The following is a 17,574-nucleotide window of genomic DNA, read 5'->3' as shown; positions in this document are numbered from 1 at the left end:
GTGCCGTTTGCGCACTCTACTTTCGGAACTGTGCGGCCCGGCGGAATCCATACTGCGGTCGTCAAGTTCTTGAGACAGTTTCGTAGTGGTTTTCTTTACGCGGCCAGGGGTTCCTGGACACGGGTCTGATGGCTGGCCAAGGCGATTGCTGGTGGAATGCCTCCGGCCCGACGGTTAGGCCTGCGGCGGTTGTACCAGGACTCGATGTAGTCCATGACCGCACTCCTGGCATCGACGCGGCTGGCGAAGCGCTCGTGGTGGTAGAACTGGGTCTTCAAATGCGAGAAGAAGTTCTCGGCGACGGAATTATCCCAGCAGACCCCGACGGCCCCCATCGACTGGGTAACCCCGTTCCCTGAGCACCATTTCTGGAACTCATCCGAGGTGTATTGAGCTCCTCTGTCGCTGTGAAAAATAGTGCCCGTATCAGCGAAATGGCCGTGGTCCCGCGCCATTCTCAGCGCCGAGGTGCAGAGGCTGGCGCGCATGTGATCGGCCATCGACCAGCCGATGACCATGCCCGTGCAAAGGTCGATCACCGTGGCCAGGAAGAGCCATCCCTCACCGGTTCGCAGATAGGTGATGTCCCCGACCAACCGGGTGCCGGGCGCCTCGGCGGTGAAATCCCTCCGTCCGTCGTCATCGAGCATGTGGTTCTCGATGTGGGCGGTCTTGGCCTGCGGATCCTGCACGGTTGTGGCCTTCCATGCTTTCGTGCGCACGGCCCGCAGGCCGTTGGCCCGCATGATCGCCCCGACGGTCGGGGCGGAAACCTTGGTCCCGGCGGTGTTGAGCATCAGGGTCAACTGGTCGCGTCCGGCGCGGTCCTTTTCCTTGCTGAACAACGTGGTCACTGCCTCGGTGAGCTGCTCGTGGCGCACGGCCCGCGGCGTTGGGCCTGCGGGCCGGCGCCAACGGTAGAACGATGCCCTGGAGACCTTCAGTGCCCGGCATAGCCAGGCGATGGAGTGGTTGGCCTTCTCTGCTTCGATGAACTCGTAGAAGTCCTCTACTTCTGCTTCGCGGCAAAGAAGGCGCTGACTTTTCCCAGGAACTCGACCTCGGCCTTCAGCTTCGCGTTCTCGGCCAAGGCCTTCTGGTGTTCGTCCCAGGGCACCGGGCCTCGGGTTTGGGCAGTGCCGGCCGTCTCGGGGTTCGCCAGACGGTACCGGCGGACCCAGTTGCCCAAGGTGCTTGGTTTCACCCCGATTTCCTCGGCGACTTGGTTCACCGAGCGGTCAGAGCCCAGGACGAGGCGGACGGATTCTTCACGGAACGCTGGATCGTAATTCTTCTTGCTGCTGGCGGTCATCTGAAACGAGGGCTCCAATCAAGCTGTCTCAGAAAACCATACGGCCGCATACCTTCGTCTTCCCCGGCCCTGGCCGTCGTTGTCTTTACGCGCCTAACGAAGTTGACCGTTTTTGGAACGGCAGGTTTTGACACCAAAATTTGAGCCTTAACGCGTCTCATAAGCCGCGTACGAAACTCATTCGCCCGTCTGAGGTTGTCTCGACGGATTTCGACCCGTTCGACATCTGGGTATCACGACACCTGTTCTGCCGCTGAGCCGGGAGGGGCGGCGCGATGATTCTGAAAGAACCATGTGTGGTGGTAGAACCGAGTAACGATATTGCACGCAGGAGTCAGGGGGGGACATGCGGCTCGACATAACTCGGGGTCGGTGCCGAGCATGGGAAATGGAATCGCCATGCCGTCAGTGATTTCCTGGCTTGACGCCAATTTGGATGAGTCCAATCGCATGCGCGAGCTCGTGAAACTCTTCGAGATGCCCGAGAGTGTTGACGACCTCGCCATTGGGCAGTTTCGCGACATCATCAGCAATTCCCTGTTTCCCGGCACCTCCGTCCTGCACGTAGCGGCCCGATACCTGTTGTTGGTGCCGTGGTGCTATCAAACATCGTCCAATGCCAAGACGGGGGAACTCCTTCGAGCAACCGGCGAACAGACCGAGCGTCGATTGATCCGCCGGTTCCAGGAATTGGGCGTGAACCGTTTCATCGGAAGTAGCGCCGGGGACCGTGTCGCCCAGCTACCGTCGGCAGCCTATTGGTCAGCGCTCCGCGCGTGGGGGATCGTGCGCATGGATGTCGAGCGCACCGGTATCGGGGACGCGATGATCGAAGAATCGGAGCTTCGCAGACAAGGCCTGCCAGGGGCCCCGGTCTGGCATGCCGGACTCCCGGTAGCACCTGCCGGGTTTCCCTCTATGGAAGAACAGGGCATCGAGCTGAATCGTGCCGAGGCCGAGTGGCTCCGAGACCGCCTCTTGGCCACCGTTGGCGACTCATTGTTGGCCCTGATGGCAGCCAAACCGCAACGTCTCCTCAAGACCAGCCCGACCGCATGGGCCGATCCGTGCGCCCAAGCCGCCACGGGCGATGCGGCGATCTGGCTCAAGCATGCCGAAGCATATTCGGCATTGCAACGCGGACTCGACACGACGTACTGCCATCTGGTCACCTTGCAGGCACATACCCGGTATGGGAGCGACGCCGAGGAATCGGACCCCTTGCTGATGGACGAATGGCAGGCCGACGATCACCACAGAGAGCTGATCCGGAAATGGGATCTCGACGACTTCATGGCTCGTGCTCAGAAAGCCAACCCGCACATTCAGCCGGGCAGTACCTACTTCCTGCGCCGTAGCGTGGAAGAACTGGCTTCCGGGACGCGCCTCGCCGACAACGAAGAACTCCACCGCATGGTCCGCGACCGCGAGAAACGCGCCAAGGGGGCCAACTCGCGCTTCGTGAACGAACGCCGATTGCGCGCATGGACGCCGCCCGAACGGGTCAACACGCAGACCTTCCGCTGGCAGCAGGTCCGCAACATGATCGTCGACCTGAGGGAAGGGCTTGCCCGTGCTTGACCCCGGCGCCCGCGAGGCACTCACCGAACAGCTCCGGCCGCCGGCCGGCTACCGCCTCAGCCATGCTGCCGGCACCACCTTCACGCTCGACATGCTCAGTGCCCTGGCCGTGCCGCTGAGCTTTGTCCGGGGTTCGGGCGACGATCCCACGAACTCGGTCGCCGTGCTCAATGCGGTCCGCAAGGTGTCCGATCGCATCGACATCTTCTGCCAGGCCGGCATGATCCGCGCCCCACGCCAGGCGAACGACCTACTCGCCGTCCTCGAACCCATCATCCACCAGGTCCTCCCGCCGCGACGTGGCACCCTGTTCCACCCCAAGATCTGGCTCCTTGACTTCGAATCCGAGGTCGACCGCTGCTACCGCTTCCTGTGCGGCAGCCGCAACCTCACCCCCGACACCACCTGGGATCTGCTCATCCGCCTCGACGGCCGCCTCGAGACTGAGTACGACGACGAGGCCCCGGTTCCCACTGACAACTCACCTCTGGCGCGGTTCGTCGCCGGCCTTCCGGATCTCGCCACGGCCACGTTGCCCGCAGCTCGGGCACAGCGCATCGCCGATCTGGCGCATCGCGTGGCTGCCGTCCGGTGGGAGCTGCCCCAAGACATCCACTCGCTGGCCTTCCGTCCCCTGGGAGCCGGCGAGACGTTCCCCCCTGATTCCCTGGCCACGTTCCTCGCCGACCCCACCGCCAGCACCGGCTACAACGGACAATCGGGTTCGGGTCGATCGTTCGGCGGACAGCGCCTGCTGGTCGCGCCCTTCATCGACGACGCCACCGTCGACATCCTGTCTGGTCACGGCGCACGGGCACTCGAGGTCTACGGCCGTGGTGCAGAGCTGGACCGCCTGTCCCCGAACACGCTGGCCAACGACCGGATCACCTTCCAGGCGTTGGACGACCTCGGCAGTCCGCTCGAGGACGACACCTCCGAGCCGGGACCGGCTGCTGAGGACCTTCGCGGCCTCCACGCCAAGGCACTCTTCACCGACTTCGACCGCACGACGCACGTCCTCATGGGCTCCGCCAACGCCACCCGGGCTGCCTTCCACGGCAACGTCGAGTTCTCCGTCGAAATGACGGGCCCCAAAAGCCGCATCGGCACGGACAGGATCCGAGAATCGCTGGCGGGACTGCCATTCGCCGAATTCAACGGGGACGGCGGAGCGCAGCGCACCGAGGACGACAAGGCGGAATGGCGCCTGCAGAACGAACTCATCAACGCGGCGGCCCACGCCTTCGTCCTCGACGCCGTGCCGGAAACTTCTTCACCGGCGTATGAGGTGAGGATCGAACACGACTACGTCCCGCCGTCGACCATGACCGCCCGCGTCGGGCTCCTGACCCTTCCGTCGCAACTCACGACCATGGGATCCGCCGGGAGCCGACAGCAACACCTGTTCCGGGGAGTCCTGCTCGAACTGGTCACCCCCTACGTCCTCGTCGAGCTCAAGGATCTCGCCAGCGGACTGGTGCGCACCGCCGTCGTGCAGGGGGTCCTGCGGACGGATGTCGAGGGCAGGATCGACCACATCGTGGCCAGCCAACTCAATACGCCGGAGAAGCTGCGGGCCTTCCTGCTGCTGTTCCTCACCCCCGAGGACGTGACGCCGCTCGGAAACGCCGGGGCGTTCCACGGCCTGTTCGGCGCTGCCACCTCCACCGGCACGTTCGCCGGCCTATTCGAGGCCGTGGCAGCAGCCGCGGCAAGCCCCGACGCCGCCCAGATGTTCACCGACCTCAAACCCATCATGGACCGGCTCGATACGGTCATGGGCGAGGACCCGGAGATCGACGAGGTCCGCCGGCTCTGGAACGTGACCGTCGAAGCCATCGGGGTGCAGGCATGACCGCCTTCGACACCAGGCCCATCCTGGCCGGGCTGAAACCATTCCAGAAACGCACCGTGAACCACGTGATCAAGCGCTTCTACGCTGGCCGCGACTCCACGGACCGCTTCCTGGTCGCCGACGAAACCGGGCTCGGGAAGTCCGTCGTCGCCGCCGGCGTGGTCGCCCGGGCGATCGAACACCTCGAAACCGTGGACGAGGTCGAACGCATCGACGTCGTCTACATGTGCTCCAACGTGGACCTCGCCAAGCAGAACATCGCCCGCGTCAACGTCACCCGACAGACCGACATCGTCGAATCCGGACGACTGACCTTGCTGCCGCTCGAACTGCGGCGCCTGAACGCAGCCCCGGCAGAGAACACCGCCAAACGCGTCAACTTCATCTCACTGACCCCCGGCACGTCATTTAGCGAAGGCCAGCGGCTGGGCAACGCCGAGGAACGCGCTGCCCTCTACCTCATGCTCGAGGAATTGCTCGGCGAGCGGGACAACCGGAGCGAACCCAAGCGCTTCCCGGAGGACGTCGAACCGCACGTGGTCGAGCTCCTGCGTGGCACTTCCGGTACTCGGGGCTTCCGCTACCACGTCAACCGGCTCAAGCGACTGCATCCCCACGGTTTCGATCCATCCGTCCGCGAGGACTTCCGGCAACGCGCCACTGACAGCGGCCTCATGCGCCGCTTCAAGAAGGCGTTCAGGTCCGCCGAGCCCACCTCGGAGCTGCGCAAGGGCATGCCGGATCTCATCAGGGACCTGCGCGCCGTCATGGCCGAGGTGGGCTTGGAATGCCTGGAACCGGATCTCATCATCCTCGACGAGTTCCAGCGCTTCCAGGACCTGCTCCGACCTCCCTCGGCGGACGCGGAGTTGGTCAACGCCGCCGAGCTGGCCCGCCAATTCCTCGAATACGACGGCGCCAAGCTCCTGCTGCTCTCGGCCACGCCCTACAAGGCACTCACCCATGGCCAAGACGACGCCGGCGAGGACCACGCCAAGGAGTTCACCGAACTGCTCGGTTTCCTCGCCCACGAGGAGCCGACCTGGATGGCCACCCTCGACAAGCTCCTGGCCCGGCGACGCCGGCAACTGGCTGCCATCGAGCCGGGGGACAACGCGGCATCCATCGAGCGCCACCTGAAGAAGTACATGTGCCGCACCGAGCGGCCACAACTCGGCGACGACGACATGCTCCGCGTCATCGAGATGGCACCGGATGACGTCCGGCCCGCCGACCTGCGGAGCCTGGCTTCGTTGACCCGGTTGTCCCACGCCGCAGGCACGGGCAACCCCCTCGAGTACTGGAAGTCCGTGCCGTACTTCGCCAACTTCCTGGGAGAGTACCAGCTGGGCAAGGCCCTCGACCGTGAACCGGCGGATGGAGACACCGATCTACGGTCACTTGCGTCGTCGACAACCACGATCGACCGCGAGAAGCTCACATCCTTCCAACGGCTGGAAGGGGACAATGCCAAGTACCGCGCGGTGGAAAGCCATATGCTCGACTCCGGACTTTGGAAGCTGTTGTGGATGCCGCCGTCGTGCCCGTACAGCCAACCTGCCGGCGCATACGCCGATGTGGACGCCGGGGCGACGAAGCAGGTGCTCTTCTCGGCGTGGAATGCCACACCGAACTCCGTCAGCACCTTGCTCTCCTACGAAGCCGAGCGCCGGATCATGACCTTGCCCGAAGAAACTGCGGAAAACTCGGCGGAGGCCAGGGCGCGCTTCGCCCAGCGCCTGACGTGGCGTGTCCGGGACGGCGCCCCACAGGCCATGTCTGCCCTCGCGTTGTTCGTCCCGCATGCAGAACTCGCAAACCTGGTGGACCCTCTGCGACTACTCAAATCTGGAAGAGGCCGCCCAGCCGACACGAACGAGCTTCGTGAGCAGGCCGAAGCCATCCTGCAAAAGCGGCTGGGGCCGGACCACGCGGACGACGGCCGGACGCTGTGGGGGCACTACTACGGCGCCGGGAAGGCATTACCCTCCGCTTTGACCCGGGATCGGGGAGCCGCCAGCGATGCCATCGCCTCCATCGCCTCCCTAGGTTCTGATGAGTCACCATCCCCAGCGGCAGACACTCATACCGAACAGTCCAACTTCATGATCCACCTCGAACGGATGCTGGAGCTGTCGGCCACCGGCCACGGTCGATGGCGTGAGGGAGTGGGCGAGCTGGCGCTGAACTCTCCGGCGAATTGCGTGTATCGGGCTTTGGGGCGAATTCTCCCGGCATCGTTGGACAAGATGGCGCACTGGCGCGCGGCGCTGTTTGCCGCGGAAGGGCTGCGGACGTTGTTCAACCGGCAGGACGCTACTGTCCTGCTGACGAGCCTGTATCCCGATCTCGACTACTGGCAGGCGGTGCTGCGGTACTGCGCCGCTGGAAACTTGCAGTCGGTGCTTGACGAGTACGTCTTCCAACTCCGCAGCCAACAACCGCGCGGAGCCGTCACCGTCAATCAGCTGGACGAGATTGCCGTCGGCATCAGACGGGCGCTCTCGCTGACGTCCGCGACCCTCTGGGCGAAGGACCCGTCCGAGGAAGGCCGCGGAATGGCATTGGGGACGCGGTTCGCCGTCCGCTACGGGGGAGGCCGGTCCGAGGATGGAGCGGCCCAGCGCATGCCCGATGTGCGGGCTGCGTTCAACAGCCCGTTCTGGCCGTTCGTCCTCACCTCGACGTCGGTGGGCCAGGAGGGTATCGACTTCCATTGGTGGAGCCATTCCGTGATCCACTGGAACGTCCCCACGAACCCCGTCGATTTCGAACAGCGTGAGGGACGGGTGCACCGGTACATGGGGCATGCCGTCCGGAAGAACGTTGCGGCGACCTATAGTGTCGAGGTCCTGGAGGATGGGCCGGGCAATGTCTGGGAGAAGCTTTTCAAACGTGCCGAGCAGCACGCTGCCTTACAGCCGATGGGCGTCCGCGAGTTCACTCCCTACTGGGTCCACCCGGGGGAGTACAAGATCGAGCGGCGGTTGCTCGATCACCCGTTGAGCCGCGACGTCCCGCGGACCCAGCGCATGCTCTCTGGGTTGGCGTCCTACCGGTTGGCCTTGGGCCAGGCCCGACAAGACGACCTATTGGAGACAATCCGGAATCACGATGTCAGGGCGCTAGATTTACGGCCGTAAGCTCCACACCGATGTCGTCGGCGAATATTAAGGAAATTGGGCCTTGCGTAGACGCTTCCGCGGTCGAACATTGCCCGGCCTCCTTGCGCTTAGATCTCCATCGTCAATCTCAATCTTTCTAAGTCCTCGGCCGACCCGTAGGAAGAGCAGACCTCTGGCATTAGAGCACGCATATCCTGCTGCTACGATCGCGACTAAGAGGGGACATTTGAAAAGCTGTGGTCGCTGGAAAGTCGAACTAATAAGGGCTGCACATCAGCATGAGCTTATGGGAGAAACATGTCGTTGAAAGTCGAAGAATCTGGGCATGAGTTTGAAATGCGGGCGCTGGGGATTGCGCGCGCTATCCACGATCCTTCTGGCACTCAGGGCGCGACCATGCATGCCGGCAAGGAGCGCGATGGTGTTTTCGTCTCCCATGATGCTGTAAATGTGTATGAGTTCACCACGGATGGGAAAAAGGCCAAAGCCACCAAGGACGCACTGAAAATCGCCGAGTTTATTGAGGCTCTCTCTTTAAAGTCTGAACACCGATTCAAATCGTTTACTGGATGGTTTGTAACTCGCGACGAACCGACCGCTGAACAGCGCGATTCAGTCCGGGACGCCGCACGTGGTCCCGCAAAAATTCATGCAATCAGCGTTGCGACGCTTTATCAGCGACTTTGCGACACCGAGTCCTATTTGGGGTGCCGGGTGAACGCGCCGTTCGGAAGTGTCGCTTACCTAAAGACTGGTGGCGAGCGTGATGTACCGGCCAGTTTGAATGTATCAAATGGCGAATCACTGACGGTTTCGGAAGTGAGTAATCGACTCCTTGAGGGCGGGTCAATACTCATCACTGGCGACTTCGGGATTGGTAAGAGCCATGTGTTACGAAGCATGTTTCGACACTTGAGGAAGCAGCATTTTAAGAGCGGCAAGCTGCAGCCATTTCCTCTCCATATTAACCTGCGGGATTGCGCGGGCCTGAAGACTCCGTCAGAAATATTGAGACGCCATGCGGAGTCAGTTGGCTTCACTCACGACATGTCGCTGATCTCGGCTTGGCGTGCCGGAAGGTGCACTTTGCTCCTCGACGGATTCGACGAAGTTATTCCGTCACGCTGGTTGGGCAACGCTGCCGACGTTAGAACTGTTCGTTGGGAGGCGCTCTCGGCCGTCCGTCAGTTGATCCACGAGACGCCGCACTCGGCCGGCGTAGTTGTCTGTGGTCGAACTCAATACTTCTCTTCTGACAGGGAGATGCTAGAAGCCTTGGGCATGAGAACGCAGTCTGAAGTTCTGACTATGTCCAATTTCAGCGAAGAACAGGTTGGGCAATACCTCGACCAAGCGGGCGTTGCTTGGAATCTGCCCGATTGGGTGCCGAGCCGTCCTTTGCTAATTGGGTATCTGGTGCAGGCCGATAGCGATGGAAAGTTATCTGTTTCGGAGGATCCGCAGGGGCCGATTTGGCTTTCCATGTTCGAGGCAATCTGCAACCGCGAAGCGCAGATGTTCACCGCAGTCCGTCCAGAAGTTATAAAGAGGATTGTTGCTCGCGTTGCGACGCTAGCGCGTTCGAAGAGTGACGTCACAGGTCCCGTGGGAATGGAAGAGTTGCGTCGCGCATATACCGACGTAAATGGGATTCAGCCCGATGAAGAGGGGCTGCAGGTACTCCTTCGTTTGCCGGGGCTTTCGAAGGGGGAAAGTGCGGGATCGGAGGACCGCGTATTCGTCGACCAAGACTTGGCTACTACTGCCTATGGAGTGGACCTTGCTGATTACTTAACGGATCCATTTGGGGATCATCCACTTGGGGGGACAGCTTCGTGGGCGGTGGCTTGCGCGGCCCTTGGCACAGAAGCGTCGGCGTATTTGCTTGCGAAATCGGGTATGACTTCAAAATCTGTAGAGGCCGTTGCAAAGAGGCGCCAGGATCGCAATCAGTTTGATGCGGTACTCGCCGACACGCTTCGTGTGGCCGAATCGATGATGACTGAGGACCAACAATTCACGACCGCGTATTCAGTAGAAGGAGTTATTTTCGACTCGATCTCATTGGGCGATACACCCCTTTTCGACCGTGCGACGCTCTCGAATTGCCTGGTCCAGCGGCTCGACGCCACTTCTGTGGATGAGAGATCTTCGATTCCGTTTTTTTCGGAATGCGTAATTGGCACCATCGAGGGATGGAGCTCAATCCCGGCTTCACTTGAGGCCCGATTCCATAGCGTCGAAGTCGAATCGTTTAGCCCGAAGACTGAGACGACGGCCGGAATTGTCCAGCTGAGTTTGCCCGATGATATTCGTGTTGCACTGACCATCCTCAAGAAGGTCTACGCTCAAAGCGGATCCGGCCGTAAAGAAGGAGCGTTATCGCGAGGACTGCCACCGCATCTGAGGCCGCTGGTCTCGCAGGCCATTGCTCGACTGATGGCCGACGGTTGGCTAGAGCGGCCACATGGGCCATCGGCGATCTACCGTCCAGTTCGCGGCCGACGTCCAGCCGCGCGCTCCATTCTAGAGTCACCTGCGTCTTTTCGGTTGTCGAAGTAACGACTGCGCGGCAGGTCAACATAGTTGGAAAGTTGTTCTATGCCGCGCGATTTTCCACGCCGACGAAGCTCTGGTGGAATCTCGCCGGCGTACGGTTATGACCATTGACGATGTCGTATGCGGCGGTTTTGAAGTGCCGCTGCTGTCGTGGAATGACTCCCTATCGCCGTCTTACCCTGGGACCATTTCTCGTTAGTGCACTCCGCCGGTCTCCACGAGCAGTACTCCGCCCATGATGAGCACGATGCCGATGGCCATGACCCAGTTTAGCGATTCCTTGAACAGGATGCGGCTGGCAACCGCTGTCAGTGCGACGCCGAGGGCGGCCCAGATCCCGTAGGCGACGCCGAGCCCCGTGCCGGCTTGCAGGGTGAGTGCCAGGCAGGTGAACGCGACCAGGTAGCCGACTGCGACGGGGACGTACCAGCGCTTGCTGCCGTGGGTGGCCATGCACAGCGACAGGGTCGCGCCGACCTCGCTGACGATGGCGGCGATGAGCAGGAGCCACGCCATCAGCCGGTGACCCCGGTCCGGGTGGCTGCCCGCTGGGAGCCGAGCTCGACGGTGAGGACGCCGGCGAGGATGAGGGCGATGCCGGCGAGCATCGTGCCGGTGAGCGCCTCGTTGAAGATGAAGGCGGAAGCCACGGCCGTGAGTGCGACGCCGGTGGCTCCCCAGATCCCGTAGGCGATGCCCAGCGGCATGCCCCGGCGCAGGACGCCGGAAAGGCAGATGAATGCCACCACGAATCCGACCGCAGTCACCGCGTACCAGCCGGCATGGTCGAGCGCCGCCTTGAGCGACATTGAACCGGTCACCTCGCTGAGGATGGCGCAGGCCAGGAGGATCCACTTCGTCATGGGTCCATTCTCCCAGCAACGCCTTGTGGCAGGAGATAGATCTTCAAGACGAGCGAGGAGCGCCTTGGCGCCGAGTTTTCGACTTCATCGCGCCATTCTGTCGGGGCCGAAAAGTATCGTCCGAAACAGCCGCAACGATGCGGCGCGAATCGAGGAGAAACCATGCGAGTTAGCCCGTACTATTCCACGAACGCGAGTGATCCCGACGTTCACCACATTTTCAACGATTGCCCCACCGGTCAGCAGATTCCGGCAGCCAATCGTCGATCTGGAACCAATCAATACCCGATGTGTAAGCAGTGCGCTGCCAAGTAGAAGGGGCACGTCGTAGGCCGCCGCCACCGACAGTTGCCGCTCGACACAGCACTGACCTACGAAACACGGAATCAGATGGGGAGCACGGCGGCGGTAACAACCGCCGTCGTGTTCTGCTTTCGATTTAGATTCACAGACCAATGGGCCCAACTGTTGGCACCAGTGAATGGAGGCACAAATGAGCCCCCGGGCCACGCATTAGCTGGCGCGTTGTGATGCCGCTCAGAACGCCACGATCCGCAGGACGAACAACCCCACCCAGACGTATCCAATGATCAGGCCGGCGAGTGCCAATCCGGCGCCGCCCTCGCCGGTGCGCCGAATCTGGGCGCGGGCAATGTGGCCGAAGACGATACCGAGGATGCCGATGAAGAAACTGAGCACCAAGGCGAGGACGGCGAGGACGTTTGTCCCCGGCCGTGCCTGTTGCTGGTAGAGCGGTTGGCCATCCATCGCGTAACCGATCTGGGTCTGCGGCGCGGGAGGTGGCGACGACACCGGCCGCCCATAGGGATCGACGCCCATCGGCTTCTTGGACCTGCTGGCCAAGGCAATGACGAGAACGACGACGGCGACGACAACAACGATCATCAACAGGATGACGATGTGCCAGCCTTGCAGTCCGTACATGGGGACCCCCAGTCCTGAAGCGAGGGCCGTTCCCCGGCGGTATACCCACGGTAGTGGACTGATCCGTCTCGACATAAGACGCCCCCGGCGCGTCCAGCGACGGCCGTTTCAAGCAGGCCATCAAGTTGACGTCTCGGCGCGAAGCCAGAACGCCCGCGAACGCGGGGCCCGTGTCATGGTCGAGCGCTCCAGCTACCCCTACCTGCACAGCGCGCTGCTGCGGACCACCCATGCGATCGTCATCGAGGATGCCGGCTACAAGGGGACCGTCATCCCGTCCTCCGCCCACGTGAGGGTGAACTGCCGGGCCATCCGGGGCGGGCAGAAGCCACGCGATTTCCTGGCCGACTTTCGCCGGATGATGAAGCGGCGCGGCATCACTGTCGAACTGGCGGTGTCCGACGGGATGAGCGAAGCTGAAACGCTCGACCAGTTGGACATGACCTGGGCGACGCCATCGGCTGACGTGGACACCGACTTGTTCAAGGCGCTGTCCACCTTGGCTGCGGAGACCAACTCCGACGCAGCGTTCGCCCCGGCGCTGTTCGACGCTGGGAAAAGCCTGGCCCCGTAGCGTGCGAAGGGGATTTCCGGGTATGGCGTCGACCCGGACGTTTTGGACAACGAGTAGCTCATCGCGATGCACGGCAACAACGAGCGGATCTACGTGGAGGCACTCAGGCAGGGCAGCGACTTAGTGTACGAGGTGTTCGGGCAGTTCCGGGAGTAAACCCGCTCGGCCGTCGGAGGCAGAATTACCGACGAGTTGGGGCCCGGATCCCAAGGGTGCATCATCAACTATGGGCACCGAAGCATTTAGTCGATCTGGCCCGAACGCTAAGGAGTGGAACTTGAAACACGATGACTCGTTGGACCTCGGCTATAAGTTTTGGGAATACTTGCGTACCGAATTGGGGGACGGATCTTCCGGAGCGGGCACTGCGCCATCCAAGCGTGCGGCCAGCTATTTGAAGGCTTACCTTGCCGGATTTTCGGAAGGAGACGCCGATCCGTTTCCCGGAGTTTGGCCAGCTGTCGGTCGCCATTTTGACGAGCTCGGCCGCGCCGAAGAAGATCCAAACGTCATCACGGCGACGGACCTTCTGGCCGTTTCCTTTCTGTCGGTGAACGTCCCGCCGCTTGCTGCGTGGAACATCATCGAGACGCGCTCAGCTGCATTTGCCGAGGTACTGGCCGAAATTCCCGTAGACATGGCGATGGAAGATCTAGAATGCACCCCAAGCACGTACGCGTCGACGTCCGCGCTTCAAGAATTATGGAACCTGCTTCGTCGCGACGAGGCGGGTCGCCTCTGGAAGATGGGGCAGACAACGGTCAGCAAGGTGATGGCGCGCAAACGGCCGTCTCTCGTGCCGATTCAAGACAGCGTGGTCATGCGAGAGCTGGGGGCAAAGGACGCGACCTACTGGGACATGTGGTGGGGTGCTATGCATCTGGCGATTGATGACAAGCTGGTGGTAGTCGACTTTACGGAGTCATTACGCGAAAAGGTCCCGGAAGCGTCGCAACTCAGCCTCCTGCGAGTGATGGACATCGTGATCTGGATGCACGGATCCTACGGACGGTCGATGAGTTAGCGTTCCTCGCATTTGTGTTGCCCGGGACCAGCAGAAGGGGAGTACAGCGACGAAGGAAGGCCCCGTCGTCGTACTCCCTCTTCCCAAGTGTGGCCGCCGTCCCGGCTTATGACACAGCGGCGGTCTCCACGAGCAGCACTCCACCCATGCGCACGATGTCGATGGCCATGACCCAGTTCCGGGGTCCTTGAGCTGGACGTGGTCGGCGATCGCGGTCAAGGCGACGCCGAGGGCGGTCCAGGTTCTGCGGCACTGTGTCCCCGCCGCCGTGCATCTCGGGTCTGCCCCGGTGGAGACGGCGCTACCCGGAGAAGGGGATGCGCTCCCAGGTGACGACGTCGTCGGTGCGGGAGGAGTTCGGGGCGACGCTGACGCGCAGCCACTCGTGCGTGGCCGCCGCGCCCTCGACGGTGACGCGCTGGAGGTTCCCGACCGGGGCGATGCCGTAGACATCAAGCCACGGCGACCCGGCGGCCAGCGGGGAGTCCTCGGTGAACTCGTGGCTGTCGCCGTTGACCAGATACACCGGACCGTCGAAGCCCGCCGACTCCTTGGCGAGGGACTGTACGACCGGCGCGAGCCCGGAGACCTTCGACGGGTCCGCCTGTGCTGCTTCCAGTTGGCTGGGGTCGAACATGTCTGCCTGTGTCATGACGACGACGGCCCGGGCGTTGGTGCGCTCGGCCTTGGTGAAGGTCTCGTGCAGTTGGGCGATGTCGGCGTCGGTGCGCTGGTGGACCTCGTCGAGCTGCCCGGGGGTGGGGGCATCCAGCCCCAGACTGGTCCAGGGGGCCAGCGAGTTGTTGGATCCCTGGACGTCGATGATGGAGAAGGCCACCCGGTTCTTGGTGAACGTGGCGTTTTCCGGGACGCCGAGCTCGTCTTGCGAGTCCACGTGCATGGCGCCGCCCAGGGTCCGGTCCGCGGTCGGGAAGAACATGTCGCGCACGGTGTCGAGCCGCTCGAGCGGGTTGTAGGCGCCGTTGTTGGCGCGGTGGCAGTCGACCCACTCGTTGTCGCCGGGGGTGTAGACGAGCGGGGCTTTCAGGCGATCGAACTGTTCCTTGACGAAGCCGAGCCGTTCGTCGCTGCATTGCTCCGAGCCGGACTTGATGTCTCCCACGTGGGCGATGAAGCGAAGATCTTTTTGCTGGTTGAGCTGGTCGATGACCCCGGGGAAGGCAGCGACCTGCTCGGCACCATAGGGGGTGTCGCCGATGACGCCGAAGGTGAAGGCGGTGTCCTGGTGCCGGTCGGCCGACGGGGCCGCGGCGGCCGGGAGCGCGGCGATAACGGCGGGAAGGACAAGGGCCATTGCCGCGAGGCCGGTTGCGGTGCGGTGACGCATGTGGATCTCCTGGTATTCGATTCGAGCCGGGAAGCGGCCGTCGTAACACTATGGGGCCAGGATGAATGACCGGGAACACCCGGATGGCTCCCGGGTGAACTGGAGCACCGCCGTCGAGCCCGGGCCTTGGCGGGTCGGCGAATCCTGCCGGCGCAGAACACGCCCGGCGAGCTGCCCCGGGGATGGACCAACTACCGGGTCTGGCAGTACTCGACCCAGACCGGGTTCATCAGCCGGACCAGGACCGTGGACGACAATGTCTACAACGGTTCCCTGACCGGGATGCGCGCGTTCGCCCGCACCGCGGGGTCTCCTGGCGGCGCAGGGCGCGTCAGGACGTGGGCGAGAGATGCTCGAAGACGAGGTTGGTCTGCGTCGAGGCGAAGGCGGCCTTCGTGCCGAGGTGAACCGCCACGAAGTCCCGCAGCGCCTCCACCGATTGGCAGATCACGTGGATGAGGATGTCCGGCGTCCCGCCCAGCACGTAGACGTCCTGGACTTCCGGCAGGGCCCGGAGGGCGCGCGCCGAACCAAGCAGTTCGTCGCGCGCGTCCGGCCGGACCATGACCGAGACCATGGCGGTGACCTGCATGCCGAGCAGGCGCGTGTCGATGTCCGCGTGGAACCCGCGGATGACTCCCGCACGCTGGAGTGCGCGGACGCGCCCGAGGCAGGTGGACGGTGCCAGCCCGGCTCGGGAGGCCAGGATGTTGTTGGGGGTGCGGGCATCCTTGTTGAGTTCCCGCAGGATGACGAGGTCGGCATCGTCGAGCCGAACAGCATTCCGTTCCCGGTGGGGGTGTTTGATCATTTCCGCATTCAGCACGGGAATTTCTCCGAACATTGGGTGATTCTTCAAAACACTAGGACCCTGATGGGGTTTAATTCTAGGCTCGGGCAAGAAATATCGACAATTGGTATTCGTCGTCACAAATGCGCGAGAGGCCCATCATGAGTTCGTCGTTGGAACGCATCACCCAGCGGGAAGCGGGCCTGTCCCGTGAGCTGACATCACGGCAATTGGGCATGATCGCCCTGGGCGGGGCCATCGGCACCGGCCTGTTCCTCGGGAGCAAGTTCGCCATTTCCTATGCCGGGCCGAGCGTCATCCTCAGCTACGCCATCGGCGGCCTGATCGCCGTCCTGCTGATGGGGGCGCTGTCGGAAATGACGGTGGCCCATGCGACGACGGGGTCGTTCGGGACCTTCGCCGAGCACTACGTCAACCCCTTCACGGGGTTCATGGTCAAGTACCTGTACTGGTCCTGCATCGTGCTGGCCGTCGGCACCGAGGTCACCGCCGTGGGGAACTACATGCAGATGTGGTTCCCCGGCGTGCCGCCGGTGCTCTGGGTCCTGGGCTTCTCGGCGGTCCTGATCGCGGTCAACATGTTCAATGTCAAGGCGTTCGGCACGTTGGAGTACTGGTTCTCGGCCACGAAGGTCTTCGCGATTGTCGCGTTCATCATCATCGCCGCCTTCCTGGTCTTCGGCGGAGTCAGCCCGGAATTCGGGTTCGCGAACTACCAGGCCGGGGACGGGTTCTTCATGGGCGGGGCGAAGGGCGTGTGGTTCGCCGTCGTCATCGCCATCTTCTCCTACCTCAGCATCGAGATGATTGCCGTGGCCGCCGGTGAGGCCAAGGACCCCGAGGTCGCGGTCAAGAAGGCATTCAAGGTGACGCTGGTGCGCCTGGTGCTGTTCTACTTCCTGACGTTGTCGCTGATCCTGGCCATCGCCCCGGTCGACCGGATCCTCGCCGGCGGCAGCCCCTTCGTCACCGTCATGCAGGTCGCCGGCATCCCGTATGCCGACTCCATCCTCAATTTCGTCGTGATCGTCGCGGCACTCTCGGCCATGAACTCGCAGCTCTACATCTCCACGCGGATGATGTTCTCGCTATCGCGGGCCGGACAGGCCCCGCGGTTCCTCGGGCGGATCCGGAAGAACGGGGCACCGGTGAACGCCCTGCTGCTCTCCGCCGGCGGCATCGCCGTGGCGGCACTGGTCTATGCCGCGAACCCGGAGGCCGGGTTCACGGCGATGATGGCCCTGTCCATGTTCGGGGCCATGAGCACCTGGCTGCTGATCTTCGTCACCCACCTGTTCTTCCGCCGCGCGCATGCACGCCGGGGCGAGGCACTGCGCTACAAGCTGCCGTTCTACCCGTGGGGATCGTGGCTGGGCGCCGTGCTCATGGCCGCGCTGCTGGTCACGACGCTGTTCATCAAGGAGTTCACGTTGACGCTGGCCTTCGGCGTCCCCTTCGCGGTGGTCATCGCCGTGCTGTACTTCGTGATGCGCCGGCGGATGGTGGCCGCCCGCAAAGGCGGGGTACAGCGGGAGCGGAGCACCACCGCGGGGTGAGGCCCCGCCGTCGTGCTCCGC

14 protein-coding genes are annotated in these 17,574 nt (G+C 62.9%); 7 read left to right on the top strand and 7 right to left on the bottom strand.

The features are described 5' to 3' along the window. Positions 1-95 precede the first annotated feature (95 nt). The gene (locus AC1MEQ_RS08400) at positions 96-992 is read right to left on the bottom strand and encodes an IS3 family transposase (RefSeq protein WP_479796092.1); all 897 of its coding nucleotides are present in this window, start codon (positions 990-992) and stop codon (positions 96-98) included. Between the two features lie 17 nt (positions 993-1,009). Continuing rightward, positions 1,010-1,312, bottom strand: a complete 303-nt coding sequence (locus AC1MEQ_RS08395; protein WP_479795682.1) for a transposase — start codon at positions 1,310-1,312, stop codon at positions 1,010-1,012. A gap of 399 nt (positions 1,313-1,711) precedes the next feature. Between AC1MEQ_RS08395 and AC1MEQ_RS08390 the strand changes: the two genes are divergently transcribed. From AC1MEQ_RS08390 to AC1MEQ_RS08375, 4 genes are all read left to right on the top strand, one after another. Next, entirely contained in the window at positions 1,712-2,893 is a 1,182-nt protein-coding gene (locus AC1MEQ_RS08390) for a DUF6361 family protein (RefSeq protein WP_479795680.1), read from the top strand. Beyond that, positions 2,886-4,748 (top strand): phospholipase D family protein, encoded by a 1,863-nt coding sequence (locus AC1MEQ_RS08385; RefSeq protein WP_479795678.1) that lies wholly within the window; start codon positions 2,886-2,888, stop codon positions 4,746-4,748. The genes AC1MEQ_RS08390 and AC1MEQ_RS08385 overlap by 8 nt, the downstream gene beginning before the upstream one ends. Next, positions 4,745-7,891 carry a C-terminal helicase domain-containing protein gene (locus AC1MEQ_RS08380; RefSeq protein WP_479795676.1) on the top strand — a complete coding sequence of 1,049 codons (3,147 nt, stop codon included), beginning with the start codon at positions 4,745-4,747 and terminating at the stop codon, positions 7,889-7,891. The genes AC1MEQ_RS08385 and AC1MEQ_RS08380 overlap by 4 nt, the downstream gene beginning before the upstream one ends. A gap of 279 nt (positions 7,892-8,170) precedes the next feature. Further along, entirely contained in the window at positions 8,171-10,435 is a 2,265-nt protein-coding gene (locus AC1MEQ_RS08375) for an NACHT domain-containing protein (RefSeq protein WP_479795674.1), read from the top strand. Positions 10,436-10,627: 192 nt separating this feature from the next. Here AC1MEQ_RS08375 and AC1MEQ_RS08370 read toward each other — a convergent pair whose 3' ends face one another. From AC1MEQ_RS08370 to AC1MEQ_RS08360, 3 genes are all read right to left on the bottom strand, one after another. Further along, positions 10,628-10,948, bottom strand: coding sequence for a DMT family transporter (locus AC1MEQ_RS08370; protein WP_479795672.1), 321 nt, complete (start codon positions 10,946-10,948; stop codon positions 10,628-10,630). After that, positions 10,948-11,295 carry a DMT family transporter gene (locus AC1MEQ_RS08365; protein ID WP_479795670.1) on the bottom strand — a complete coding sequence of 116 codons (348 nt, stop codon included), beginning with the start codon at positions 11,293-11,295 and terminating at the stop codon, positions 10,948-10,950. Before AC1MEQ_RS08365 ends, AC1MEQ_RS08370 begins: the two co-directional genes overlap by 1 nt. Positions 11,296-11,832: 537 nt before the next feature. Beyond that, a complete protein-coding gene (locus AC1MEQ_RS08360) occupies positions 11,833-12,240 on the bottom strand; it encodes a DUF4190 domain-containing protein (RefSeq protein ID WP_479795668.1) in 408 nt (135 codons plus the stop codon). A gap of 175 nt (positions 12,241-12,415) precedes the next feature. On the opposite strand from AC1MEQ_RS08360, the gene AC1MEQ_RS08355 reads away from it, so the two are divergent. Continuing rightward, positions 12,416-12,814: a hypothetical protein gene (locus tag AC1MEQ_RS08355; protein WP_479795666.1), complete on the top strand. Its 399-nt coding sequence runs from the start codon at positions 12,416-12,418 to the stop codon at positions 12,812-12,814. 277 nt (positions 12,815-13,091) lie between these two features. Then, positions 13,092-13,838, top strand: a complete 747-nt coding sequence (locus tag AC1MEQ_RS08350) for a DUF6308 family protein (protein WP_479795664.1) — start codon at positions 13,092-13,094, stop codon at positions 13,836-13,838. A gap of 301 nt (positions 13,839-14,139) precedes the next feature. Here the strand turns inward: AC1MEQ_RS08350 and AC1MEQ_RS08345 are convergent, their stop codons facing one another. Next, entirely contained in the window at positions 14,140-15,186 is a 1,047-nt protein-coding gene (locus AC1MEQ_RS08345) for a hypothetical protein (protein ID WP_479795663.1), read from the bottom strand. A gap of 331 nt (positions 15,187-15,517) precedes the next feature. Continuing rightward, positions 15,518-16,030, bottom strand: a complete 513-nt coding sequence (locus AC1MEQ_RS08340) for an Lrp/AsnC family transcriptional regulator (protein ID WP_479795661.1) — start codon at positions 16,028-16,030, stop codon at positions 15,518-15,520. Between the two features lie 107 nt (positions 16,031-16,137). Here AC1MEQ_RS08340 and AC1MEQ_RS08335 point away from each other — a divergent pair, with 107 nt between their 5' ends. After that, positions 16,138-17,553, top strand: coding sequence for an amino acid permease (locus AC1MEQ_RS08335; RefSeq protein WP_479795659.1), 1,416 nt, complete (start codon positions 16,138-16,140; stop codon positions 17,551-17,553). Positions 17,554-17,574 lie beyond the last annotated feature (21 nt).

It is taken from the genome of Arthrobacter sp. ASL1 (assembly GCF_056680475.1).
This window is presented reverse-complemented; position numbering and strand designations above follow the sequence as displayed.

Excerpts from the sequence above, each read along its gene's own strand:
- AC1MEQ_RS08395 (WP_479795682.1), bottom strand. The coding sequence starts at position 1,312 with ATGACCGCCAGCAGCAAGAAGAATTACGATCCAGCGTTCCGTGAAGAA.
- AC1MEQ_RS08390 (WP_479795680.1), top strand. The coding sequence starts at position 1,712 with ATGCCGTCAGTGATTTCCTGGCTTGACGCCAATTTGGATGAGTCCAAT.
- AC1MEQ_RS08380 (WP_479795676.1), top strand. The coding sequence starts at position 4,745 with ATGACCGCCTTCGACACCAGGCCCATCCTGGCCGGGCTGAAACCATTC.
- AC1MEQ_RS08375 (WP_479795674.1), top strand. The coding sequence starts at position 8,171 with ATGTCGTTGAAAGTCGAAGAATCTGGGCATGAGTTTGAAATGCGGGCG.
- AC1MEQ_RS08370 (WP_479795672.1), bottom strand. The coding sequence starts at position 10,948 with ATGGCGTGGCTCCTGCTCATCGCCGCCATCGTCAGCGAGGTCGGCGCG.
- AC1MEQ_RS08365 (WP_479795670.1), bottom strand. The coding sequence starts at position 11,295 with ATGACGAAGTGGATCCTCCTGGCCTGCGCCATCCTCAGCGAGGTGACC.
- AC1MEQ_RS08360 (WP_479795668.1), bottom strand. The coding sequence starts at position 12,240 with ATGTACGGACTGCAAGGCTGGCACATCGTCATCCTGTTGATGATCGTT.
- AC1MEQ_RS08355 (WP_479795666.1), top strand. The coding sequence starts at position 12,416 with ATGGTCGAGCGCTCCAGCTACCCCTACCTGCACAGCGCGCTGCTGCGG.
- AC1MEQ_RS08345 (WP_479795663.1), bottom strand. The coding sequence starts at position 15,186 with ATGCGTCACCGCACCGCAACCGGCCTCGCGGCAATGGCCCTTGTCCTT.
- AC1MEQ_RS08340 (WP_479795661.1), bottom strand. The coding sequence starts at position 16,030 with ATGTTCGGAGAAATTCCCGTGCTGAATGCGGAAATGATCAAACACCCC.
- AC1MEQ_RS08335 (WP_479795659.1), top strand. The coding sequence starts at position 16,138 with ATGAGTTCGTCGTTGGAACGCATCACCCAGCGGGAAGCGGGCCTGTCC.